Genomic DNA, 22,823 nt, shown 5'->3' with positions numbered 1-22,823 from the left:
GAGGAGTGGCCGGTGTTGGACTTTCTGCCCGAGGCGATGCGGGAGCCGACGGTGCTGGCTGTTCCGTTCTTCGTGGCGATGGTTGCGCTCGAGTGGTGGGCGGCGTGGAAGCTGGACCACACCGAACGTGACCGGCCCGCACAGCGCGCGCACCTGCACGGGACGCGACGTTCGTCGTCGGCACCCGGCAGTTACAACATCCGTGACGCACGGGCCAGCCTGCTCATGGGTGTGGTCTCGATCGGCACGAGCGCCGCGTGGAAGGCATTGGCGCTCTTGGGATATGCGGCCGTATTCGGCTACGTGGCGCCGTGGCAGCTGCCCGCCGACGCCTGGTACACCTGGCTGATCGCGTTCGTCGGACTCGACTTCCTGTTCTACTGGGAGCATCGTCTCGCGCACCGGGTCCGGTTGATCTGGGCGACCCATCAGGCGCATCACTCCAGTGAGTACTTCAACTTCACCACGGCGCTGCGACAGAAGTGGAACAACAGCGCCGGCATCCTGATGTGGCTGCCACTCCCCCTGCTCGGCGTTCCGCCGGCCCTCGTCTTCGCGGCGTACTCATTGAATCTCGTCTACCAGTTCTGGATTCACACCGAACACCTCGGAAAGCTCTGGCGGCCGATCGAATTCGTCTTCAACACGCCGTCCCACCATCGCGTCCACCATGGCAGTGACAGCGAGTACCTGGACCGCAATTATGGTGGCACCCTGATCATCTGGGATCGGCTCTGCGGCAGCTTTGCCGCGGAGGAACATCGTCCGACGTACGGATTGACCACGCCGGTCGACACCTACAACATCTGGCGGCTGCAGACCCACGAGTACGTGGCCATCGCCCGAGATGTGCGGGCCGCCCGAGGCGTGCGGACGCGGTTGGGTCTGGTGTTCGGACCGCCGGGCTGGAAGCCGGCGACGACGAATCCGCCGGTACGCGCAGGTCGTCAGCGGATGCTGGGCTCACCGCACAGGCGGGATCAGCCCGCCATCGAGACCTGAGCGATCTCTGCCTGGAAGCCACCGCCACCCGCCGGCAGCGACGTCAACCACACCATCACGAACGGACTCTCGGTGGGGTTCGGGATGGTGATGGTGGTCGACGGCTGCGACACGGTGCCGGAGGCGACTTCGGTGGTCTCGGCGAAGGTGGGTTGCGCCGACGTCGCGGTCCGGATCGACACATCGAACCCCGGCGTGGGTGTCCGGATGGTGACCGTGGCGACGGACTGGTCGCTGCCGAGGTCGAACATCAGCCCGAGACCATCCTTGAGGCCGCCGAAATCGGCTGAGCCGCGGTAGATGTCGGTGCTCCACGGAGGTGCGACACCACTGATCACATTGCCGAGATTGGTGGAACTGTCGGGCGGTTGGTTCGAGAAGTCGACCAGGTTCACCCGTTGCAGCGGGATGGGGGCCGGTGCTGCCGGCGGGGCCGCGGCCTGTTGCTGGGTCTCGGTCGCCGGAGGTGCCGACGTGGTGGTGAGGATGGAGTCGATGTCCGACGCGTCGCCGTCGGAGCCGAAGATGTTGGTCGCCCACACCACCAGCGCGATGATGACGAACAGCGCCAGCAGTCCGGCGCCGGCGAGCAACGCCACATTGCGTCGTCCGGTGCCCTCCGGCTCGGTACCGGCAGTGGTACGGGACGGCGTCGGGGTCATTGCGACCGGGGCCTGGTCGGTCTCGATCGCCGGCAACATGTCGGTGTTGAGATCGATCACCGTCGCCTGGTCGAGAACGTGCTGAATCGTGCCGGCTGTGCGGATGCCTCGATTGCCGTCGAGGGCTCGCGCGGCGACGGCCGAGATCTCGAACGGCGTGTCCGGCCGCGCCTCCCGGGGTTCGATCGGCGCGCCGTTCTTGTCGGGGCGCGCGATCGGCAGGCCGCCGACCTCGTCGGTCGTGTCGGAGGTGGTCACCAGACGGGTACCGGTGCGGCCGTCGAGCGGCCACCGTGCCAGCAGCAATGCATAGAGCACCGCACCCAGTCCGCGGACGTCGGAGGATTTGTCGTCACCGGCGAGGGTGCCGGGGAAGGCGAGCACGGCGTTGCCGTCGGTGCTGATCCGGATGCGGTCGGGGTGGTCGATCGACAGCGCCCCACCCGAGCGGTGGGTGGCCTCGGCGGCCGCGGCCAGTGCGCGCACCGCGCGTGCCGCCCCGATGGGGGACGGTTCGGAACGGGCGACCTCGGCCAACGACGAGCCGGGCACCCATTCGCTCACCACGATGCCGCCCGAGGATCCGCGCACCACATCGAGTACACGCGCCACCCCGGCCGACGAGATCTGACCGAGTCGCAAGGTGCGCGACAGCACGCCCTGGGGTCCGTCGTCGGTGACCTTGGCGGTTTCGCCGCGGCGCGGTGGCGGCGCGAGCTGCTCGGCGTCGACGAAGGTCAGCGCCACCTCACGGTCGAGATTGATGTCGAGAGCCCGCCAGAACTGCAGACCGCGGGTGCCGCCGTGGTGATCGAGCAGGCGGTATCGGCCGCCGGCGACGGCCGCCCCGGGGACCAGCCGGGGACCCCGCGGCCGCGGCTGGGTGGCCGACGGCATCCGCGTGGTCGCCTGGGCGGGGTTGGCTGGATTGTCCGATTTCGGTGTGTCCGTGGGCTTCTCGGCGCGGCCGGGATCGTCGCGACGGTCCGCGGTCGGGGTGTCCGTCGCGGATGTCTCGGACCGATCCTCGACTCGTACCGAGCCCTGGTCGGCCGGAGAGTCCGGGATGATCTCGGTGTCCTGCGTGGCACCGATCTCATTGTCACTCACGCGCCGAGCTCCTCTCCTGCGATACCGCATGTCGCGTGGCGCGTGGATCCGCATCTCGCCACCATCGCGGAGGCGCGCGGCTCCACCGCTGTGAACCGAGTACGACTGCCATGTGGCAGTGCCCCGGTCGAATCGCCGGAGCACCTGTACCTGACCAGAATACGGGAGCGATTCGTCGGTGACGGTCTGCGGAAACTGAACCGTGATGGTTGCAGTCGATTCTCTTACCGGGCTCTCAGGCGGCGCCAAGGCGGGGACGAATCTGCCCAGCACGCGGCGCACCGTCAGGCCGATCGAGACCACATCGGGCAGGCGGGTGACGGCCAGGCCGGCGTAGGTGACGCCGAGTACCACCACTGCCGTCAGCGCCAAGTAGATCAGCGAACCGAACTTTCCGGCCTCGGTCATCATCAGATGTAGTCCGGACAGCTGGGCGACGGCCCACACGATGGCGCTGATGCCCACCGAGACGACCAGCGTCACCGCGGTGGTGCGGGCGACGTCGGTCAGCCGCGCGTCGTCGAGCCGTCGGCGCAGCAGGAAGTGACCGACCACGGCGCCGACCAGATAGCCGAGCCCGTTGGACAGCGCCAGCCAGCGCACCACCAGTTCCGGGTCGGAGAACAGCACCGGACCCAGCAGCGACGCGGCCACCTTGACCACCGTGATGCCCAGCACCATCACCGTCGGCGTCCAGGCGTCCTCGCGGGCATAGAACACCCGCAGCTGGACCAGCGTCATCGAGTAGGGGATGAGCGTGAATGCGCCCCAGGCGAGCACCGAACCGAGCTGGGATGCGATCTCGGCATCGAACCGGCCGAAGTTGAACACGGCCACACCGATGGCCGGGCCGAAGAATGTCATGTAGGCGACGACGGGTACCAGCGCGACCATCGTCAGCCGGGTGGCCAGCGACAGATCGTCGACGACGGCCCGGTTGTCGTCGGCGGCCGCGTTGCGCGACAGTCGCGGCATGATCGCGGTGAGGATGGTGACGCCCAGGACGCCGTAGGGCAGCTGCAGCAGCTGCCAGTGGGTGGCGTAGACGCTGATGCCGGCGGCGTCGGTGTGCGCGGCGATGCGGTAGGTGATGACCAACCCGACCTGCAGGATCGCCACGTACATGACGATCGCGAGCGCCATGTTGCCGAACCGGCGGAGCCGGGCGTCGAGCCCCCACTGCAGCTGCAGGCGGATGCCGGCCCGCTTGAGCCACGGCACCAGGATCATCGCCTGCACCACGACGCCGAGCGTGGTACCGATGCCGAGCACCAGCAGCTGCGGGTCGGTCATCCGCACCGGGTTGAGCGAGATCTCGCCGGGCATCGCCGCGTAGAGCACGAGCGTCGCGATCTGGACGATGTTGTTGAGCACCGGAGCCCAGGCGCCCGGCTTGAAGAACCCCTTCATGTTCAGGATCGCCATGAACAGGGCCGACAGGCCGTAGAAGAGGATCTCGGGCAGCAGCAGGTAGGCGAGCGCGGTGGTCAGGTCGCGGTTGACGTCGCCGTCGCCGACGTTGAGGAAGGTCAACAGGGGAGCGGCGATCAGCGAGATGACGGTCGCGGCGCCAAGGGTGACCACGGTCAACGTGAAGATGCGGTTGATGAAGGCGCGTCCGCCGTCGGCGTCCTCCGCCTCAGCCCGCACCAGCACCGGGATGACGATGGCGGTCAGCACCGCGCCGAGGACGACCTCGGCGATCATGTTCGGCAGCACGTAGGCGGCCTGGAACGCCGAGGCGATCGCCGGACCGAGCATGGCGAGCACCAAGACGGTGCGCACGAATCCGGTGATCCGGCTGGTCAGGGTCGCCAGCGCGATGGATCCACTGGTCTTGAGGATGCTGGCGTCGGAGTCACGCGACAGGCCGGTCGACGACTCGTCGATCTCGGCTTCGGCGCGGGTCTCCGGGGCCGGTCGGCCGCCGGTCCGGGCGGCGGTGAGCGTGTCCGTACGAGTCGGTGCGGGTCGGCCGCGACCGGGTGGGGTGGCGCGGCGTGGCGGCGGACCCGACGGCGCTCCCGGCGGTATCCGACGCGGGGCCGCCCGGTGGGACTCCGGTGGTCGCTGTTCGCTCATGGCCTGTCCCCGTCACTCGAGCTCGTCGTGGTCGGCTCCTGGTGGTCGTCGGTCTCGTCCGCCGAGACATCGTGGTGCTCATGCCCCGGGTGTTCTGTCTGCAGGTTACGGCGGCGTTCCTGATAGGTGGCGCCGGCCAGCAGTCGATCGTGTTCGTCGGGGTCGGGCCGGTCCTCGTCGGCGGGGTCGGGTTGGCCGCGGAAGCGGTGCCATAGGCGGCGGGCCACCAACAGCACCAGGGCCACGCCGGCGGCGATGGTCACCCAGAACAACGGTTTGCCGTAGGCGTTGGCGTGCACCGACAGGAAGATCGGCGACCCGACGGAGATGCCGCTGGACGTGGTCAGACCGATGGTCACGGTGATCGCCTCCTCGGAGGTCTCCGCGCGCGTCGGCAACTGGATCTGTCGGGTGCCGCGTGCCGGGATCTCGATCACGCCGAGATCGCCGACGTCGAGTTCGGGCGGTGCATCGACGTTGATCCGCACCCGGATCGGCAGGGACAGATCGTTGCGCACCACCAGCAGCAGCGGGCTGCGTTCGGACGCCAGCGTGTAGCGGCCACCGGGATCGAGCAGGGTGACGGAGTTGCGCATGCGCTGCAGGGTGGCGTCCACGGCGGTGATGCGTGCGGCGCGCTGCCCGCGCGCCTCGGCACGCAGTGCAGCAGACGCGGTGTCCGGGGTGCGGATCGCGCGCAGCAGATCCTCACGCAGTGGGGCCACATATCGTTCGGGGGTCGCGGCCACATCCGCCGAGCTCATCAACGATGCCTGCAGCTGGAAGGAGAGTTCGGCCTCGTCGTCGATCTGGGCGGCGACGTCGTCGGAGACGGCCATGCCCAGTTCGGCGAGCGGTCGACTGCCCGGCGGTTGGGTCAATCGGGCCGTGGTGGTGGTCGCGTCGAGGGCGCCACGGACATCGGCCAGTGGACTCGGGGTGGCGGCGCCCGACTCGAGCAGCAGCGTCGCGGTGGTGAACAGGGCGTCGGTGTCGTCGGCGGTCGGCGACCAGTACGTCGGCGGCATCACGAACTCGCTGCGTCCGGCGGTGGGCAGGTCGGCCGGGTCGGGCTGGGTGGGTGCGTCGATGGCCGGATATGCCACGGCGGCGACCGCCGCTTGCCGGCGCGCGGTGCCCGATTCACCGTCGAAGGACACCTCCTGGTCGGCCGGCGTGAGCGGTGGTGTCGTGGGGGTGTCGCCGAGACCGGCGAGGGCCGCGGTCAGCGGTGCCTCACTGGTCTGTACTGCCAGGTCACCCACTCGATAGCGGCCGGTGGGGTCCGCGCGCTCGGCGTCGACGCTGCTGGCGGAGGTCACCGCGGCGCCCACCGATGCGGAGGCGAGGACGTCGGCGCCGGTGTTGTCGATCGCGCCGAGCGCCGGCACGGTGATGCCCCGCACGCTGCGCACCCCGAGAACGGCGTCGACGACGTCTGCGGGCCCGGCCAGGGCGGCGTCGGTCAGCCCCGAATCGTTGATCCGCGACAGCGACGTGAGGTCGGCCTGCGCGAACGGCAATGCGACGACGCACATCCGGGAGGCCACGTCACGCAGTTCGGTCAGCCACTGCAGTGCGGCCGGCTGACCGGTGCCCGGGGTGGTCGGCGACGTGGGGTCCATCGGATCCGACGACACCGCATAACCCAGCGACATCGCGCGCACGGTCACCAGCAGGTCCGGGTCCACCGCCAGGCACATACTCTGCGCCAGCCGCGACGGCGCGTCCGGTGATGCAGCGCCTTCGGGTGGTGCGGCTTCTCCCGATGCCGAGGGCGGCGCGGCACCCGGAGCCGACGGTTCGGGCTCCGCCGGTTCAGCGACCGACGGTGTCGGCGACGTGGTGTCGGAAGCAGGCGCCGACGTCGCGCCGGCCGAGGATCCGGCCACCGACCGCGCGGCGTCGAGCAAGGTGTGCAGGCGCCCGCCGTCCGACAGGGAGCGGGCCATCTCCTCGCCGACCAGCCGGACCGGTTCGGTGCTGCCGCCCAACACACCCGGGGTGAGTTGGGGCGGCGCCGCCAGCGGCCACAGCATCGTGAGTTGTGCGGGGCTCGACAGATTCGCCGACACCGATCCGTCGGAGCCGAGATCGCTGTCGATGTTCGCGTCGTCGACGTCGGTGCTGGGATCGACGTACTGATCGGCTCGCGTGGCGTTGGGCGGCAGCGACAGTACCGGCAGCAGCGTGCGTGACTGGGCGAGCTTGGCTGCGTTGCCGTAGTCGGGGACGCCGTTGACGTTGACGTTGAGCGGAAACACTCCGGTTCGCTGGATGTTGAGCCCGTCGGTCGCAGACAGCTGGGTGGTGATGCTGAAGTCATCTGACTCGCCCGGCGCGAGTGCGTCGGTCACCGGGCGGAAGGCGGTGGCCGCGCTCACCGGCACCGGGGCCACCGCGAGGCTGCTGCGCAGCTCGTTGGCGTCGCTGATCGCATCGCCGCGCTCGAGGCGTATCGACAGGTCTTCCAGATCACGGTCGCCGACGTTGCGCACACTGCCGGACACCGTGACGTCGGCGCCGCCTCCACTGGTGACGATCGACGGGGTGATCTCGTCGATCGTCAGGCGCAGGAAGCCACCGGTCCCGTCGGCGTCGGTGGTGCCGGCCGTGTCGTCGGACACGGGCGCGGCGGTGGCGAACGTGGCCGGTCCGGCGCACAGCACCACGAGCGCCACGACAGCGAACACCACCGCGGATGCGCGCGTGGATCGACCGTGCGTGAATCGATGGAGAACAAGCGGCAGCGGGGGCGGTACCGGGTCAGGCATCGCCGGCCGGTGGACGCCGCGGCCGCCTGCGCCGTCGACGCGACCGCGCCGGGGGCAACGGCTCGTTGCGGCGCTGGTTGCGGGCAGCTGCGGCTCTCTCATAGGCGTTGGGTTCGGTGCGGATGCTCTCGGCCTCGGACTGGGCCAACCGGTTGGGGTCGGCGGCGAGATCGGCGATCACGCCGCGGGCCATCCGGGCCAGTCGCCGCTCGTCAGAGTACGTGAGCTTGCGGGGCAACTCCTCGAGCGGCACCCAGGCCACCTCGCTGACCTCATAGTCGGCGTCCGAGAGCTCTCCACCGATGCTGCGCAGCAGATAATGGTGCACCGTCTTGTGAATTCGACGTCCCTCGCTGACGAACCAGTAGTCGATCTTGCCCAGCGGTGCCACCACGGTGCCGCTGATGCCGGTTTCCTCCGCGACCTCGCGGATCGCCGTCTGCTCGGCCGTCTCGCCGGTCTCGATGTGCCCCTTGGGCAACGACCACATCATCCGTCCGCGACGGTCCATGCGGCCGATCAGCGCCGCACACAATTCCTCGGTCGGCAGGTCCAGATCGGAGATGACCAGCCCGCCCGCCGACGTCTCGCGGACCGTGCGCAGGCGCTCCTGGCCGCGTTCGGGTCCCTTGCCGCCGGTGCGGCGCCGGGTCTTCGACTTCGCGGTCGTCGAGGTCGTCGCCTCGGCGCCGGCGGAGGTGTGGGTCAGTCCGGTCTTGGTGATCTTGGCGGTCACCGCGACAAGGTCGGAGGGTTTCGGGGGAGACACCCGCGTGTGAGTCGGGCGCAACTCCTCCTCGACGTGGTCGGCCTTTCCGGACCGCTTCGGCATCTGCCCGGGATTGGGCGTGTCGCGTCGTTCGGCGGCCGGTGTCTCGTCGTGTCCGGCGTCGGCGGTGCTGGGAGGAGAAGGTCGTCGTCCGCGGCGCCGTCGTCCGCGCCGCCCGCGCCGAGTGGTTCCGCCCGGGTCGTCGGTTGCGGTCGATCCGGTGCCGGTCTGAACACCGCCGCCGCGGGAGTTCGCGCGTGCGAGGTCGGCAGGGGTCACCCGGTGTCCCGTTGAGGTGTCGGCCGATCGTGCCGAATCCTGATGTCCGGAATCACGCCGTCCGGTCCCGTTGGGACCACGCGAACCCGCCATGACGTCGTCGGAGACGTCAGAGGGGTCGGTGGACGGGTCGGCGGACACGTCTCCGATGCTAGCCGCTGGCAACCTGGCGTTTGCCTGGATGGGCCGTGGCGCCGAGGGTGGTGTCGACACGGATGGGCGGCGGTTTGTGCCACGGTTCACCGCGAATCCGCCCGGTTCACCCGGAATCGGGTGGCAATACCGACCAGGGATGGGATGCGGACCCCGGCTGCGTCGACGGTAGGCTGATGTGCCGTGACCGACCCCGATCGCCGAACTCGTCTGCTGGCCGGCGCGGCCGTGTCGCTTCAGACGTTCTCGGATGTATTGGTTCCGCTCGGCACGCTGTTCGCCGATGCCGGCCACGAGCTGTATCTGGTCGGCGGGTCGGTGCGCGACGCCGTGCTGGGCCGGTTGGCCGGCGACCTGGATTTCACCACCGACGCGCGGCCCGAGCAGGTCACCGCGCTCCTGGCCGGCTGGGCGGACGCACAGTGGGACACCGGGATCGAATTCGGAACGGTCAGCGCGCGCAAAGGCGACGCGACCATCGAGATCACCACCTATCGTGCCGATTCCTATGATCGGGTGAGCCGAAACCCGCAGGTCGTCTTCGGTGATTCCCTGCGCGGGGACCTGGTGCGCCGCGACTTCACCATCAATGCGATGGCGGTGCGGATCGGAGCCGACGGTCCAGCCGAGTTCGTCGACCCCCTCGACGGCATGACCGCCCTGCTGGCAGGCGTGATCGACACACCGGCCACGCCACAGGAATCCTTCAACGACGACCCGCTGCGGATGCTGCGTGCCGTGCGTTTCGTCTCCCAACTGGGTTTCCGGGTGGCACCCCGGGTGTTCGAGGCGATCAGCGACATGTCGGAGCAGATCGAGCGCATCACCGCCGAGCGGGTGCGGGCCGAGCTGGACAAGTTGATCCTCGGCGAGCATCCGCTCGAGGCGATCGACGTGATGGTCGACGCCGGCTTGGCCGCTCGGGTGTTGCCCGAGGTACCGGGGATGAAGCTGACGATCGACGAGCATCACCAGCACAAGGACGTCTACCAGCATTCGCTGACGGTGCTGAAACAGGCGGTGGACCTCGAAGACGGCGATCCCGACCTGATCCTGCGCTGGGCGGCGCTACTGCACGACATCGGCAAACCTGCCACCCGTCGGCACGAACCGGGTGGCGGCGTCAGCTTCCATCATCATGAGGTGGTCGGCGCCAAGATGGTGCGCCGGCGGATGCGGGCGCTGAAGTATCCGAAGGCCGTCGTCGACGACGTGTCGCAGCTGGTGTTCCTGCATCTGCGGTTTCACGGCTACGGAGATGGCGCCTGGACCGACTCGGCGGTGCGCCGCTACGTCACCGACGCGGGACCGCTGCTGGATCGGCTGCACAAGTTGGTGCGCGCCGACTGCACGACGCGCAACAAACGCCGGGCGCGGCGGCTGCAGGAGAACTACGACCATCTCGAGCACCGGATCGCCGACCTGCAGGCAGCCGAGGATCTCGAGCGGGTGCGACCCGACCTCGACGGCAACGCCATCATGCAACTGCTCGGACTGCCGCCCGGCCCCAAGGTCGGCCAGGCGTGGCGCTACCTGAAGGAACTGCGTCTCGACCGCGGTCCGCTGACCCGCGAGGAGGCCGAGGAGGCCCTGCGGGAATGGTGGGCATCGCAGGGCTGACGGTCGCTGTGTGGATCGAAGGTGTCCGATGGCGGGCCTAACGCCGCGGCCCTGCTCACGACGGGGCGAACACGTTCGTCGAACCGGGCACAACCTCGAACACCGCCGGTAGCTCGCCGACGATGTCGCCGTCGATCGACACCAGCGCCGGCGGATCGCTGTACAGCTCTATCTCCGCGCCCCGCATTGTGCGGACCATCGGATGGTCGACGTGGGTTCCGCCGAACACCTTCGGGAACACCCGCGCAACGGTGGCGCGGGCGAACCGATCCGGATGATGGGCGAGCGTGAGGTCGAGCAGTCCGTCGGTCATGGACGCGCGCGGGGTGATGTGCATACCGCCGCCGTAGGACGTGGTGTTGCCGATGGCGGCGAACACCAGGTCGTCGTCGATCTCGACATCGTCGGCGCGAACGTCGTAATGGTACGAGGGAAGGCCGGCGAGCTCGCGCAGCGCGGCGAGTGTGTAGCGGGCCGGGCCCTTGGGCCGGCGCATGTCGATGGCGCGCGCGGTCACCGAGGCGTCGAACCCGGTCGCCGCGACGGTGACGAACAGTGCGGTACGACCGTCCGGGAAGGTGACCCGGCCGAGATCGATGCACCGCGTGTGGCCGGTCACGATGATGTCGACCGCGGCGGTGACGTCGTCGCACGGAATGCCCAAGTTGCGGGCCACGTCGTTGCCCGAGCCGGCCGGTACGATGCCCAACGGCTTGTCGGTGCCGAAGGCCGCTTCCACTGCGAGTCGGATGGTTCCGTCGCCGCCGACCACGACGATCCCGTCGGTGTCGCCGCCGGCCGCCTTTCCGGCCTGCTCGGCGGCATCCTGGGCGTCGGCTCCGACGATGATCTCGGTGGCGATGCCGCTTGCCGCGAACCGCGCGATCGCCGCCTCGGCGACGTCGCCGGCCGCACCGTGACGCGCGTGCGGATTGACCAGCAGGGTCACCTGACCGACCGACCTCCGGTCGGCGCTGTGGTGGTTTGGATCGCCCGCCATGGGTTACGATTTTACACATCATGTCAATCTGTAAAGCGGATATCGGTGAGCAGGTCCTCGACGCCGCCCGGGCCTGCCTGGTCCGCAGTGGCGGACGCAAGGTGACACTTGCCGAGGTGGCGCGCGAAGCCGGCGTCAGTCGTCCCACCGTGTACCGACGCTGGCCGGATATGTCCGAGATCACGCGCGCGTTGCTCACCCTTGAGGTGATGGGCATCGTCACGGCTGTCACCGATGTCACGCCGCTGCGCACGGCGGAGTTCGACGCGACCGTCGACCTGGTGGTGCGAATCGCGGCCGCTCTGCGCGACGACGAGCTGGTCGCGGCGCTGTGGCGGGCCCAGCGCGAATTCATGACGCCGTATGTCTTCGAGCGCCTCGGCACCAGCCAGCAGGGCGTGCTCGCGATCCTCACCGAGGCGATCGCTCACGGTCAACAGCGCGGCCAGGTGCGCGACGGCGACCCGCAGAAGCTGGCGTCGATGGTGCTGCTGATCACCCAATCAGCGATCCAGTCACGCGCGTTGGTGGAGTCGATTCTCGGTGACGACTGGAGTCGGGAACTGCATCACGCGCTGTCGTCCTACCTGCGCCCGACCCATCTGGGTTCGTCTCCTCTGGGCCCGTCCGGCGGCGAGCCGCCGACGATCAGCGGATGACCGGGCTCAACGCCGCCCAGCGGCACCGATGGCAGTCCACGCTGGCCGACCAGAACCGCCCCCTCGACGTGCTCGTGGTCGGCGGTGGGATCACCGGCGCCGGAGTGGCCCTCGACGCCGCGAGTCGTGGACTGCGCGTCGCGCTGGTCGAGGCGCACGATCTGGCCCACGGCACATCGCGGTGGAGCAGCAAGTTGGTGCACGGGGGATTGCGGTATCTGGCCGGCGGCCATCTGCCGATCGCCTACGAGAGCGCGGTCGAGCGACACCATCTGATGACGACGATCGCGCCGCATCTGATCCGGCCGTTGGCGCAGGTCGTGCCCGATCTCGGTTCGCGCGCCACGTCGGCGATGATTCGTACCGGTGTGCAGGCCGGCGATGTGCTGCGCCGGGTTGCGCGCACCCCAGCACCTGTGTTGCCCCGTCCGCGCCGGCTGTCGGTGGCCGAGACGCTGGCGTTGTGCCCACAGACGACGCGGGCCGGACTGCGGGGTGCCGTGGCGCACTCCGACGGACAGCTCGTCGACGACGCCCGACTGGTGGTCGCGGTCGCGCGTACGGCTGCCGCTTTCGGTGCGATGATCTGCACGTATACCCGCGCCGACCACGTCACCGGCAACGGTGCCCGCCTGACCGACGCCTGCACGGGGGAGTCCTTCGACGTGGCTGCGCGCACCGTCGTCAACGCCACCGGTGTCTGGGCCGGCGAGGTGGATCCGGCAGTCCGGATGCGGCCGAGCCGGGGCACGCATCTGATCTTCGACGCCGCCACCTTCGGGCACCCGGAAGGTGCGCTGACCGTGCCGGTGGCCGGCTCCATCTCACGGTTCGTGTTCGCCCTGCCCGAGCCGCTCGGACGGGTCTTCGTCGGCTTGACCGACGTCGCCGCCCCGGGCCCGATCCCAGACGTCCCGCAGGCGTCGCAGGCCGAGATCGACTACCTGCTCGAGTCCATCAACCCGGCGCTCGACCGGTCGGTGACCCGCTCCGACATCATCGGCACCTACTCCGGGCTCCGACCACTCGTCGATGTTGTCGGCGCGGAAAAGAATTCGAGTTCGGGAAGCCTCGCCGACCTGTCGCGGCGTCACCGCATCCAGGTCAGTGACGACACGCTGGTGGGTGTGCTCGGCGGGAAACTCACCACCTACCGTCGCATGGCCCAGGATGCCGTTGATGCCGCGGTCGACGCCGGGGGACTGACCGCGGGCCGCTGCATCACGGCGACGACCCCGCTCATCGGTGCCGCCGCCGTCACAGCACCGCCGGAGCTGCCGGCGTCGCTAATCAGTCGGTTCGGTTCCGAGGCGGCCAAGGTGGTGTCGTCAGCGCAGGTCGAGCGTGCGTTGGATGCGATCGTCGACGACATCGACGTCACCCGCGCGGAGGTGGAGTTCGCGCTCACTCACGAGGGCGCACTCACCGTCGACGATGTCCTGCACCGGCGCACCCGCATCGGCTTGGTGGACGCCGACGCCGACCGTGCCCGTCCCGCGATCACCGAGCTCATCGAGCAGGTTCGAGCTCAGTAACCCATCGTCCGCAGCGCGTCGGCCAGTTTGTCCAAGTCCTCGCGCTCGACGTCGAGGTGCGGGCTGACCCGCAACACCGACTGCTCGGTGGTCAGCGGGGCGCGCCAGGAGTCGGCGCAGGTGACCAGGATGCCCAGCGACAACAGTTTGGCCTGGGCGGCGGCCACGTCGGATGCCTGCCAGCCCGGCGGCGGCGCGAGGGTGGTGGTGGAGCACGGTTCGTCGACCGGCTCGAGCACCTCCCAACTGCCGATGCCGTCGAGGCGTTCGCGGGTGGCCCGGCCGATCGCGGCGAGTTCGCGGAACACGCGCTGCTGCCCGATGGCCAGAACCTCCGACACCGCCATGCCCAGGCCGAGCCGTCCGGCCACGAATGCTTCGGAACTCTCGATCTCCACCGGACGCAACGCATCCTTGCGTACTGCGACGAATCCCACACCGCGCGGCCCGGTCAGCCATTTGCGGCTGGTGCCATAGACGACGTCGGCGCCGGTGACCGTCGGCACGTGGCCGGCGGTCTGTGCCATGTCGACCACCACGGGAACGCCTGCGGCATGGGCGATCTCGACGATCCGAGTGACGGGTTGCACGATGCCCGACATCGCCCCGATATGACAGATGTGGATGAAGTCGGGCTGCTCGAACTGCAGCATGTTCTCCAGCGCGTCGGTGTCGACGTGGCCGGCGATGTCGGCATCCGGCAGCGGCCGCACCGCGTAGCCGCGGCGTTCGAACTCCACGAGGTTCGGTCCGAACTCGTTCTTGGCCACCCACACGGTGCTCGAGATCGGCAGGTTCCAGTAGGTGAGCAGCGCGCGCAGGGCGGCGCGTGCGCTCTCCCGGAACGCGAGTTCGTCGGCGGTGTGTCCGATCAGCGACGCGAGATCGCGCTTGTCACGGGCGATCTCGTCGGCGCGATCGGCGGCGGCCACATAGGAGCCGCGTTCGCTCTCGCGCCACAGATGAGCCGAGATGGAGCCGATCACGGCGTTCGAGGATCGACCGGCAGCCGCGGAGTCGAGGTGGACGACTTCCGGGCGCAGGCGTGCACGTCGCCACTGCTCACCCAGTTCGCTCACGTACATGACTTCTGAACCTACCGGTGTTGGGGGATACTCGAACCGGGCACCCCTGGTCGCCGGCGAACCCGGGTGCGATGACTTCGGCGGGTGCCGCCACCACGTGGACTCCCGTCGTGGACGGAGGCCGGGTGGCCCTGATCGGTGTGGTCACCGGACTGATCGCGGCGACATTGGGTTCGGCCGCGGTTCTTCGTCAGCCGCCGTGGCAGCGCATGACCGTCCACACCGATCAGGTGCCTGGTCACCACGTGTGAGCTCATGCCGAGTTCGTTGACCCGTGGGCCCAGCGTCGTCCGCAGCACTTCCGGCTGATCCGCTACCCGATGGCGTGACACCGGGCGGGAACATAACCACCCGCCGGGGGCGTCTCATTCGCGAACACCACAACAACGTGCTGGCCCCAGTTGACCGGGACGGCATACCGGGGACGGGGCGATGCCACCGCCCTTCCCGCCGCGATCATTCACGCCGTATGAGGCCGAGAGGACAGATGATGACCTACTTCCCGCCTACACCGGCGCCACCGCGTGATCCGGCGATACTGCGCCGCCGGGCCTCGAGCGCACTCCTCGGCGCGACCCTGCTGTGGGTGCTGGTGGGTGTGATGATTCTCGGTGCGCTCGGCCGAGCGACCTCGGGACCGATCACACCTGCCCCGAGTTCGGGTGCTGAGGCCCTCGGCCGCCTCGTCGGCATGATCGGGTTTCCGATCGCGGCAGCGATTGGCGCCATCGCGCTGCATCGTCGCCGCAGACGCCTGTTGCGCCAAGCACGCGCGGTCGAGGCCGGCCACGGCGTTGTGTCCGTTGCGAACCACGGCCACTTCGTCCATGGATACCCCCCGCACTACCCCCCTCCGGGTTCTGCGCGTCCGTACTCTCCGCCTCCGAAGTACTCCGGGCCGCACCAGCGACGCTCCGACGGTCACTGACAGCCGGACGGCCTGCAGGCGAGCCACCGCTGGGCCAGAAGTCTGGTGCCGCACGGAACCACGAGTGCCCCCCGAGCGTCCAAACACCATGGACCCCATCGAGTACGTCTTCGGGACCGGTGACGGTGTCACCACAGCGTGGGTGTCGCCGCCCGACATCGACCTCTCCGGCGACGGCACGCTCGATGCGGTGGCTCTCGACTTCGACGGTGACGGGCGGCGCGACGATGCCATGTGGGACAGCGATGCCGATGGGATCGCAGACGTCGTCGCGCTCGACCGGGACGACGACGGCCGCGGCCACGAGTTCTATCGGGACGACGGATCAGGAGTGTGGGGCGAGACTGCTCAACGACCGACCGACCTTGCCTCACCACCACCGGAACCGGAGGTGACGCCGGCGCCAGGCCGGGTGGCCGATCCGGCGCCGCACCGCGACCGTGAGCCGACCGACACCGACGACGCCGTGGTCGTCCGCTCAGCAGACCTCGACGGTGACGGAACCGCCGACATCGAACTCGTCGGCACTCGCCGCGCAGGCATTCCGGTGGCCGATCGGCTCTACGTCGACGCCGACGGCGACGGCCGTTTCGATCGTGTGCTGGTGGACTCCGATGGTGATGGCCGCGCCGACGTCAGCTTCGATGACCGGTCGCCTCGATTCGAGGTTCGGTGACGGTCGGTAGGTGACGGAGCGCGATCGTCAGCTGTGATGACCGGTCGGCTGGATCGGATGATCGGCGATGGCCAACGGCCCGTGGTGCGGTGGCGTGTGCACCAACCGCACCACCACCGCCCCGATCAGGTAGAGCACGACACCGAGGACCAACATCCCGGCCGAGCGCCCGTCATCGGGGATCGCGACCGCGGCGATCGTCACCGCACCCACGTAGGCGATGTTGAACACCGCGTCTTGCACCGAGAACACCTGGCCACGCACCATGTCGCCGATGTCCACCTGCATGGCGACATCGCCGCACAGTTTGGCGACCTGCCCGATCAATCCGAGTACGAACGCGCCGATGCAGAACACCACCGGATGGAAGGTGAGCAGCGAGGCCTCCGCCACCGCGCCCACCAGCATGGCGGCAATCAGCGTGGGCCGTCGGCCGTATCGTTCCACCGAATACGGCGTCACCACCGCGGCGAGGAAGGCGCCGCCTGCGGTGAATCCGGCGACCACCGACACGCCGGCCAGCCCGTCGCCGACGCCCGCTTGTTTGCTCAGCACCAGCAGCATCAGTGTGTTTATCCCGAAGACCAGCCGGTGGGCGCCGATCGCCGACAACGCGGCCGCCACGGTGCGCGAATGAGCGACCGCCCGGACCCCGTGTAGCAGGCCGACGGTGATGGCATGCACCGCCGAGCGCCCGGGGTCATCGGGCTCGTCGGGTCCGAGTTGCAGTCGACCGAACCCGTGCGCGAGGGTCGCCGCGATCAGCGCGATCACCACACCGCCGAGGGTGGTGAATGCACTGCCGGAATTGTCGGGCCCGAAGATGATCCGCAGGACTGCAGCGATGCCCGCGCCGACCGCGAGCATGCCGGCTCCGAGGGTGGTGAACAGCGCGTTGGTCGCGACGATGACGTCGCGGTGCGCGACGTGTGGGAGCGACGCCGACAGGCCCGATGCGACGAACCGACTGGCGCCGGTGACCGCGAGCGCACCGAAGAGCACCACGGTGTCGCTCGCGCCGGTGGCGATGGCCAGCGCTACGAGAGAGATGAGCCCGGCGCGAAGCACATTCGCGAACATCAGCACATTGCGTCGATCCCAATGGTCGAGCAGTGCCCCGGCGAACGGACCGATCAGCGAGTACGGCAGCAGCAGCACCGCGAGTCCGCCCGCCACGGCCAACGGATCGGCGTGTCGCTCCGGGTTGAACAGGATCGAGGCGAACAGCGCCGCTTGGAAGACACCGTCGGTGATCTGGCTGGTCAACCGCACCGCGAGCAGCCGGCCGAGCCCGGGCGAATGCCCCAGCGAGCGGATGAACCCCCGCAGACCGGGGGAGGTGTGCGGCGAGCCTGACGTCACTGATTCAGAGTACCGACCTCGACCGGTGAGCCATGCCATGATGGGTGGGTGGCCGGCGGCGACGACTCAGAGGATCCGACCCCCGAGTTCTACTCGGAGGGTGCTGCACCCGACATGCCCGCGGCCGGCCGAGTTCGGCCCGGGACGCTGTTGATCGCGTCGACCGATCTGATCGAACCGACCTTCGCGCGCACGGTCATCTACATCATGGAGCACAACGACGCCGGCAGCCTCGGTGTGGTGCTCAACCGGATGAGCCAGACGGCGGTGCACAACCTGCTGCCGCAGTGGACCGACCTGTCCGCGTCGCCGCGCGCGCTGTTCGTCGGCGGGCCGGTGAAACAGGACGCCGCCCTCTGTCTGGGGGTGGTGAAGTTGGGCGCCGACATCTCCGGGTACGAAGCGTTGCGGCCGGTGGACGGTCGGGTGGTGCTCGTCGACCTCGACGCCGACCCCACCGAACTCGCCGACGTCCTGGAAGGAGTCCGTGTGTTCGCCGGATACTCCGGCTGGGGTGAGGGCCAGCTCGACGCCGAATTGCAGCAGGACAGCTGGCTGCTGGCGTCCGCGCTGGCCGGTGATCTGCTGGTGCCGACGACCACCGACCTCTGGGGTTCGGTGCTGCGCCGCCAGCCTTGGCCGACGCCGCTGCTCGCGACGCACCCGATCGACATCGCGCGCAACTGATCAGGGCAGCCACCGCGATTCCAGTGACGCAGGGCACACTTCCTGCTACCTTTTGGTCGCTTGTTCAACTCGACCGGGGGTCAGCGGCGTGGGGGTTGCAGTCAGAAGTGTGCGGGTGGCTCGTGGGGTCGGGGTGCTCATCGTCGCGGTGACGATGCTGGTCCTGCCCGCAACCGCGGGGGCACAACCGTCTGCAACCGGTGGGGCGTCGGCCGCACGATGGGCCACGTCGCACGACGGTCCGCAGCCGTATGCCGGGGTGTCGGTGAGCTGGGATGTGCCGATCCGGATGAGTGACGGGACGGTGCTGCGCGCAAACGTCTACCGCCCAGCCGACAAGTCGGGTCGGGCGACGTCGCAACGCCACCCGGTCGTCGTCAACATGACCCCGTACACCAAGCTCATCACCGCCGTTGGTACGGCAGTCACGCAGCACCCGGTGCTCGGTCCGTTCCTGACGCAGTTGGTGGACGGCATCAGTCAGATCGCGGCGCCGATCCGCGACATCGCCGACGTCTCGCAGCTGACCAATACCCTGCGCGATGGTGGTGCGCGCACGTTCCTGGTCGACGAGGATCTGGTACGCAGCGGTTACACCCAGGTCGTCGTCGATGTCCGTGGAACCGGGTTCTCCCAGGGCCGATGGGATGTGTTCCAGAGCCGCGAACAGGCCGACACCGTCGAGGTCATCGACTGGGCTGCCAAGCAGCGGTTCTCCAACGGCAAGGTCGGCATGTCCGGGGTCTCCTATTCGGCGATCAACCAGATTCAGGCGGCCAACAAGAACCCGGCTGCGCTCAAGGCGATTTTCCCCGTGGAGCCGGGCGGCGACCTCATCCGCGACATCGTCGCCCCGGGTGGTGCGCTCGGCGTCGGCTTCCTGCCGATGTGGCTGACCCTGGTGAACAGCACCAAGATGGTGCCCAACGTCGCGTCGATGCTCGACGGCACCTTCGACTGGACGTGGTTGGCCGACCGCATCTCCGATCCGTTCACTTTCTACCCGGAGCTGTTCGCAGCGCTGCTCACCCCCGACATCCCGTCGGTTCCACCGCAGCTCGACGAGCTCCTCACCACCAACTCGGAGCCACGCACGTCGTGGCTCGACCATGCCGAGCGCATCACCACGCCGACGTTCATCTACGGCGGCTGGTTCGACCTGTTCACCAACAGCGAGGTGCGGATGTATAACAAGATCCCGCTCGCGCCGGGCCGCAAACAGCTCATCATGGGCGACGGTTATCACCTGACCATCGGCGGCGGCCAGCAGGGCCGTGCCGGCACCCCGCCACGCCTGGACGTCCTGCAGAAGGCGTGGTTCGACAAGTGGCTCAAGGGCATCGACAACGGCATCGACCGCTACGGACCGGTCAACCTCAAACAGGTCGGCGACGCGTGGATGACCGCCCAGCAGTTCCCGCGCGCCGGGATGACCCGACAGCGGCTCTACCTCGATGATCGGCGCAGCGGGACCGCGCCGCATGCGGTCCGCGACGGCAGCCTCACCACCGCGCCGACCGGCTCGCGAGGCCGGCTGACGATCTCACCCGGTGTGCTGACGTTGTGCTCTCGTGACTCCGCACAGCAGACAGCCGGCGCCACGGCCTTGTTCCCGTGGTGTGCCGAAGACGCACGGATCTCCGAACGCAACGCGCTCACCTTCACCAGCGCCCCGGTGCGCACCACGCGCAGCGTGTCCGGGTACGCGAACGTGCGGGTGAACGCGGTGATGGATGCGACCGACGGGTACTGGACGGCCACCCTCAACGATGTGGCACCCGACGGGACGTCGAAAGTGATCAGTTCCGGTCAGGTGGTCGCGTCGCTACGCAACTACGAGCGGTCCCGGTCGCAGTTCGCGTCCAACGGTGATGTGACCGACCCGTTCTACACCTTGACCCTGGATTCGCGGGAGCGAGTGCGACCCGGCCGTCCGGTTGCCATCGACATCGGGTTGCTGCCCACGGAGGCATTGATCAAGGCCGGTCACCGGCTGCGGGTCGACGTGTTCGCGATGAACCTGCCGCGTGGATTGCCGCTACGGCCGTTGCTGAACGAGTCGCGGCTGAAGCCGCAACACATTCAGCTCGATCCGCGGCGGCCGAGTTTCTTGAATCTGCCGGTCTCGCAAGCGATCGGGTAGCCGCTGCGCTACTCGTCGCGGTGATTGTCCGGATACGCCGTGACGGCCAGGAAGCGGATCGGCAGCCGGACCAGATCATGCGGCCCGTGGATGCCCTCCCCGTCGAGGAGCAGACAGTCACCCGGCCGCAGCGTGTACTCGGCGTTGCCGTGCCCGTAGACCATGACGCCCTCGAGCATGTACAGCATCTCGGTGCCGGGGTGTTGAAAACGGGGAAACACCTCGCTGTCGTCGGTCAGGGTGACCAACACGGGTTCGAGTCGCTTGTGCTGCCCGCGCAGACCGCCGAGCAGTTCGTAGTGATGGCCGACGCGGGTGCCGCGGCCCACGATCACCGCGCCCTTGCCCGCTTCGGTGTAGATCGCCTCGCGCTCGACGTCGGCGCCCCGGAACAGCGAGGTCACCGGGACGTCGAGTCCGGCGGCGAGACGCGCAAGAGTCGAGAGACTGCACGAGGTCTGGGCGTTCTCGATCTTGGAGAGCATGGCCTTGGAGATGCCGACCTTGGCAGCCATGTCCGCGACCGACATCCCGGCGTTGCGGCGCAGCATCCGGACCTGATGCGCGATCGCGGCCTCCAGGTCGCCGCCGGTCGGAGCGTCCCCGTCGACCTCTCGATGCACGGGCGCGGGGTCGCCGGTGTCCCGGATCGTCTTCGTGGAGTCGGCAGCCATCTGGCCAGTGTAGCTAGTTTCTGTTTCCTCGCAGTAGACGAAACGCCGAGCGCCCGATACTACGAAACGGTCGCCGCGTCTGCCTCGCGACCGTAGCGGGTGGCCAGCCATGAGCAGAGGATCAGCTGGATCTGGTGGAAGATCATCAGCGGGAGCACGATGAGGCCGACCGTCGAACCGGCGAACAGCACCGTCGCCATCGGCAGACCGGTGGCGAGACTCTTCTTGGTGCCACAGAACTGGATGGCGATCACGTCTTCGCGGGAGAATCCGAGGCGTTGCGGCACCCATCGGGTCACCACCAGCATCACCAGCACCAGGATCAGTGAGATCACCGCGACGGCCACCAGCTGCCCGGCGTCGACGATCGACCAGATGCCCTCCCGGACGCCCTCGCTGAACGCCACGTAGACCACCAGCACGATGGTGCCGCGATCGGCGAGTTTGGTGATCTTGGCGTGCCGGGCGAAGAACGGGCCCACCCACGGACGGGCGATCTGTCCGACGATGAACGGCAGCAGGATCTGACCCAGGATCTTCAGCACCGAGGTGCCGTCGATCGTGACGTCTCCGTCGGTGGTCATCAGCAACACCACCAGCAACGGGGTCAGCACCACACCCAGGATGTTCGACGCCGACGCGCTGACGATGGCCCCCGGCACATTGCCGCGGGCGATGGAGGTGAATGCGATCGACGACTGCACCGTGGACGGCACCAGGCACAGGAACAGCAGGCCCGAGTACAGGTCGTCGCCGACGATCGGCTCGACGAGCGGACCTATGGCGAGGCCCACGAGCGGGAACACCACAAAGGTGAACGCGAGGATGGTGAGGTGCAGGCGCCAGTGCTTGAGGCCGTCGAGGGCCTCCCGCGGATGCAGTCGGGTGCCGTAGAGAAAGAACAGCGCCGCGATCGCCACCACGACCACCCAGTCAAGGACCTCGGCGGCGTCGCCCTTCGCCGGAAGTAGTGCGGCGACGATGACGGCACCGAGGATCGCGAGGATGAAGCCGTCGACGGGGGAGCGGTTGAACCAGTCGCGTGCGACGCGCAGGGGTGCTGCCACGCGAGTCAGACCTGCGCGGACTCGTTCGAGCAGACTCCCCGCAGGCTGCAGGCGCCACAACTCGACGGGCCGCAGTCGTCGGCCGGGTTGTCCTCGGGCACGGCGGCCGCAGCGCGCACGCCGTAGGCACTGACGATGCCGACGACGAACAGGGCGGCGACCACTCCGATGACCGCGAACACCAACGCCCAGTAGCCACTCACTCCGAGGGTGAGGATCCCGGCGAGCACGAGGATGCCCGCGGCGGCCAACTCACCCGGCGCAGCCACCCGGTTCGCGACGGCAAACGCCTCGTCGGAGCGCATGGTGGCATCGGCACGGACACCCACCCACCGATTGCGTCGCAGCCGGCCGGTGATGGCCAGCGCGCCCACCACGAGCCACATCGCGGCCAGCGCAAAGACGATGACGGCAGCGACAACAAGCAGGACGTTCACAGCGACAACCATACGACTGACGGTCGTAGCAGCACGAATCGTCGTCTGTGCGCCCGCTCGACCATCGGCTCGCCCGGGCGGCGTCGTCGAGAAGGCGGGACGCAGTATGCGCGACGATC

18 protein-coding genes are annotated in these 22,823 nt (G+C 68.7%); 9 read left to right on the top strand and 9 right to left on the bottom strand.

What is annotated here, in order from left to right:
* Nucleotides 1-12: 12 nt before the first annotated feature.
* The gene (locus VX037_RS08625; RefSeq protein ID WP_328713904.1) at nt 13-1,002 is read left to right on the top strand and encodes a sterol desaturase family protein; all 990 of its coding nucleotides are present in this window, start codon (nt 13-15) and stop codon (nt 1,000-1,002) included.
* Here VX037_RS08625 and murJ read toward each other — a convergent pair.
* The 3 genes from murJ to VX037_RS08610 are packed head-to-tail and all read right to left on the bottom strand — an operon-like array spanning nt 981 to nt 8,819.
* A complete protein-coding gene (murJ, locus tag VX037_RS08620) occupies nt 981-4,856 on the bottom strand; it encodes a murein biosynthesis integral membrane protein MurJ (RefSeq protein ID WP_328713902.1) in 3,876 nt (1,291 codons plus the stop codon). The genes VX037_RS08625 and murJ overlap by 22 nt on opposite strands.
* Nucleotides 4,853-7,630, bottom strand: coding sequence for a hypothetical protein (locus tag VX037_RS08615; protein WP_442903650.1), 2,778 nt, complete (start codon nt 7,628-7,630; stop codon nt 4,853-4,855). Before VX037_RS08615 ends, murJ begins: the two co-directional genes overlap by 4 nt.
* Nucleotides 7,623-8,819 (bottom strand): NUDIX hydrolase, encoded by a 1,197-nt coding sequence (locus tag VX037_RS08610; protein WP_266061869.1) that lies wholly within the window; start codon nt 8,817-8,819, stop codon nt 7,623-7,625. The genes VX037_RS08615 and VX037_RS08610 overlap by 8 nt, the downstream gene beginning before the upstream one ends.
* Nucleotides 8,820-9,014: 195 nt before the next feature.
* On the opposite strand from VX037_RS08610, the gene VX037_RS08605 reads away from it, so the two are divergent.
* Nucleotides 9,015-10,451, top strand: coding sequence for a CCA tRNA nucleotidyltransferase (locus VX037_RS08605; RefSeq protein ID WP_328713899.1), 1,437 nt, complete (start codon nt 9,015-9,017; stop codon nt 10,449-10,451).
* Nucleotides 10,452-10,506: 55 nt separating this feature from the next.
* Here the strand turns inward: VX037_RS08605 and VX037_RS08600 are convergent, their stop codons facing one another.
* Nucleotides 10,507-11,451: a diacylglycerol/lipid kinase family protein gene (locus VX037_RS08600; protein ID WP_328713897.1), complete on the bottom strand. Its 945-nt coding sequence runs from the start codon at nt 11,449-11,451 to the stop codon at nt 10,507-10,509.
* A gap of 20 nt (nt 11,452-11,471) precedes the next feature.
* Here VX037_RS08600 and VX037_RS08595 point away from each other — a divergent pair, with 20 nt between their 5' ends.
* A complete protein-coding gene (locus VX037_RS08595) occupies nt 11,472-12,110 on the top strand; it encodes a TetR/AcrR family transcriptional regulator (RefSeq protein WP_328713895.1) in 639 nt (212 codons plus the stop codon).
* Nucleotides 12,107-13,645: a glycerol-3-phosphate dehydrogenase/oxidase gene (locus tag VX037_RS08590; protein WP_328713893.1), complete on the top strand. Its 1,539-nt coding sequence runs from the start codon at nt 12,107-12,109 to the stop codon at nt 13,643-13,645. The genes VX037_RS08595 and VX037_RS08590 overlap by 4 nt, the downstream gene beginning before the upstream one ends.
* Here the strand turns inward: VX037_RS08590 and VX037_RS08585 are convergent.
* Nucleotides 13,639-14,730: an aminotransferase class V-fold PLP-dependent enzyme gene (locus tag VX037_RS08585; RefSeq protein WP_235721457.1), complete on the bottom strand. Its 1,092-nt coding sequence runs from the start codon at nt 14,728-14,730 to the stop codon at nt 13,639-13,641. The genes VX037_RS08590 and VX037_RS08585 overlap by 7 nt on opposite strands.
* A 5-nt stretch (nt 14,731-14,735) precedes the next feature.
* Between VX037_RS08585 and VX037_RS08580 the strand changes: the two genes are divergently transcribed.
* From VX037_RS08580 to VX037_RS08570, 3 genes are all read left to right on the top strand, one after another.
* Entirely contained in the window at nt 14,736-14,981 is a 246-nt protein-coding gene (locus tag VX037_RS08580; RefSeq protein WP_372474945.1) for a hypothetical protein, read from the top strand.
* 239 nt (nt 14,982-15,220) lie between these two features.
* Nucleotides 15,221-15,658 carry a hypothetical protein gene (locus tag VX037_RS08575; protein WP_235721456.1) on the top strand — a complete coding sequence of 146 codons (438 nt, stop codon included), beginning with the start codon at nt 15,221-15,223 and terminating at the stop codon, nt 15,656-15,658.
* 88 nt (nt 15,659-15,746) lie between these two features.
* The gene (locus tag VX037_RS08570; RefSeq protein WP_328713892.1) at nt 15,747-16,334 is read left to right on the top strand and encodes a hypothetical protein; all 588 of its coding nucleotides are present in this window, start codon (nt 15,747-15,749) and stop codon (nt 16,332-16,334) included.
* A gap of 27 nt (nt 16,335-16,361) precedes the next feature.
* Here VX037_RS08570 and VX037_RS08565 read toward each other — a convergent pair whose 3' ends face one another.
* Complete coding sequence (locus VX037_RS08565) at nt 16,362-17,696, bottom strand: MFS transporter (protein ID WP_328713890.1); 1,335 nt, start codon at nt 17,694-17,696, stop codon at nt 16,362-16,364.
* 114 nt (nt 17,697-17,810) lie between these two features.
* Here VX037_RS08565 and VX037_RS08560 point away from each other — a divergent pair, with 114 nt between their 5' ends.
* Together VX037_RS08560 and VX037_RS08555 are read left to right on the top strand one after the other, a co-directional pair.
* Nucleotides 17,811-18,383 carry a YqgE/AlgH family protein gene (locus VX037_RS08560; protein ID WP_268899826.1) on the top strand — a complete coding sequence of 191 codons (573 nt, stop codon included), beginning with the start codon at nt 17,811-17,813 and terminating at the stop codon, nt 18,381-18,383.
* A 154-nt stretch (nt 18,384-18,537) separates the two neighbouring features.
* Complete coding sequence (locus VX037_RS08555) at nt 18,538-20,526, top strand: CocE/NonD family hydrolase (protein ID WP_442903652.1); 1,989 nt, start codon at nt 18,538-18,540, stop codon at nt 20,524-20,526.
* Between the two features lie 8 nt (nt 20,527-20,534).
* On the opposite strand, the gene VX037_RS08550 is transcribed toward VX037_RS08555, so the two are convergent.
* The 3 genes from VX037_RS08550 to VX037_RS08540 are packed head-to-tail and all read right to left on the bottom strand — an operon-like array spanning nt 20,535 to nt 22,716.
* Nucleotides 20,535-21,200, bottom strand: a complete 666-nt coding sequence (locus tag VX037_RS08550) for a helix-turn-helix domain-containing protein (protein ID WP_235721451.1) — start codon at nt 21,198-21,200, stop codon at nt 20,535-20,537.
* Between the two features lie 59 nt (nt 21,201-21,259).
* Nucleotides 21,260-22,267, bottom strand: coding sequence for a bile acid:sodium symporter family protein (locus VX037_RS08545; protein WP_442903649.1), 1,008 nt, complete (start codon nt 22,265-22,267; stop codon nt 21,260-21,262).
* A gap of 5 nt (nt 22,268-22,272) precedes the next feature.
* A complete protein-coding gene (locus tag VX037_RS08540; protein WP_328713888.1) occupies nt 22,273-22,716 on the bottom strand; it encodes an SdpI family protein in 444 nt (147 codons plus the stop codon).
* Nucleotides 22,717-22,823: the final 107 nt, after the last annotated feature.

The organism is Gordonia sp. Z-3 (genome assembly GCF_036233855.1).
GTDB classification, from domain to species: domain Bacteria; phylum Actinomycetota; class Actinomycetes; order Mycobacteriales; family Mycobacteriaceae; genus Gordonia; species Gordonia tangerina.
This window is presented reverse-complemented; position numbering and strand designations above follow the sequence as displayed.

Excerpts from the sequence above, each read along its gene's own strand:
- murJ (WP_328713902.1), bottom strand. The coding sequence starts at position 4,856 with ATGAGCGAACAGCGACCACCGGAGTCCCACCGGGCGGCCCCGCGTCGG.
- VX037_RS08615 (WP_442903650.1), bottom strand. The coding sequence starts at position 7,630 with ATGCCTGACCCGGTACCGCCCCCGCTGCCGCTTGTTCTCCATCGATTC.
- VX037_RS08600 (WP_328713897.1), bottom strand. The coding sequence starts at position 11,451 with ATGGCGGGCGATCCAAACCACCACAGCGCCGACCGGAGGTCGGTCGGT.
- VX037_RS08595 (WP_328713895.1), top strand. The coding sequence starts at position 11,472 with ATGTCAATCTGTAAAGCGGATATCGGTGAGCAGGTCCTCGACGCCGCC.
- VX037_RS08590 (WP_328713893.1), top strand. The coding sequence starts at position 12,107 with ATGACCGGGCTCAACGCCGCCCAGCGGCACCGATGGCAGTCCACGCTG.
- VX037_RS08585 (WP_235721457.1), bottom strand. The coding sequence starts at position 14,730 with ATGTACGTGAGCGAACTGGGTGAGCAGTGGCGACGTGCACGCCTGCGC.
- VX037_RS08575 (WP_235721456.1), top strand. The coding sequence starts at position 15,221 with ATGACCTACTTCCCGCCTACACCGGCGCCACCGCGTGATCCGGCGATA.
- VX037_RS08570 (WP_328713892.1), top strand. The coding sequence starts at position 15,747 with ATGGACCCCATCGAGTACGTCTTCGGGACCGGTGACGGTGTCACCACA.
- VX037_RS08560 (WP_268899826.1), top strand. The coding sequence starts at position 17,811 with ATGCCCGCGGCCGGCCGAGTTCGGCCCGGGACGCTGTTGATCGCGTCG.
- VX037_RS08555 (WP_442903652.1), top strand. The coding sequence starts at position 18,538 with ATGCTGGTCCTGCCCGCAACCGCGGGGGCACAACCGTCTGCAACCGGT.
- VX037_RS08550 (WP_235721451.1), bottom strand. The coding sequence starts at position 21,200 with ATGGCTGCCGACTCCACGAAGACGATCCGGGACACCGGCGACCCCGCG.
- VX037_RS08540 (WP_328713888.1), bottom strand. The coding sequence starts at position 22,716 with ATGGTTGTCGCTGTGAACGTCCTGCTTGTTGTCGCTGCCGTCATCGTC.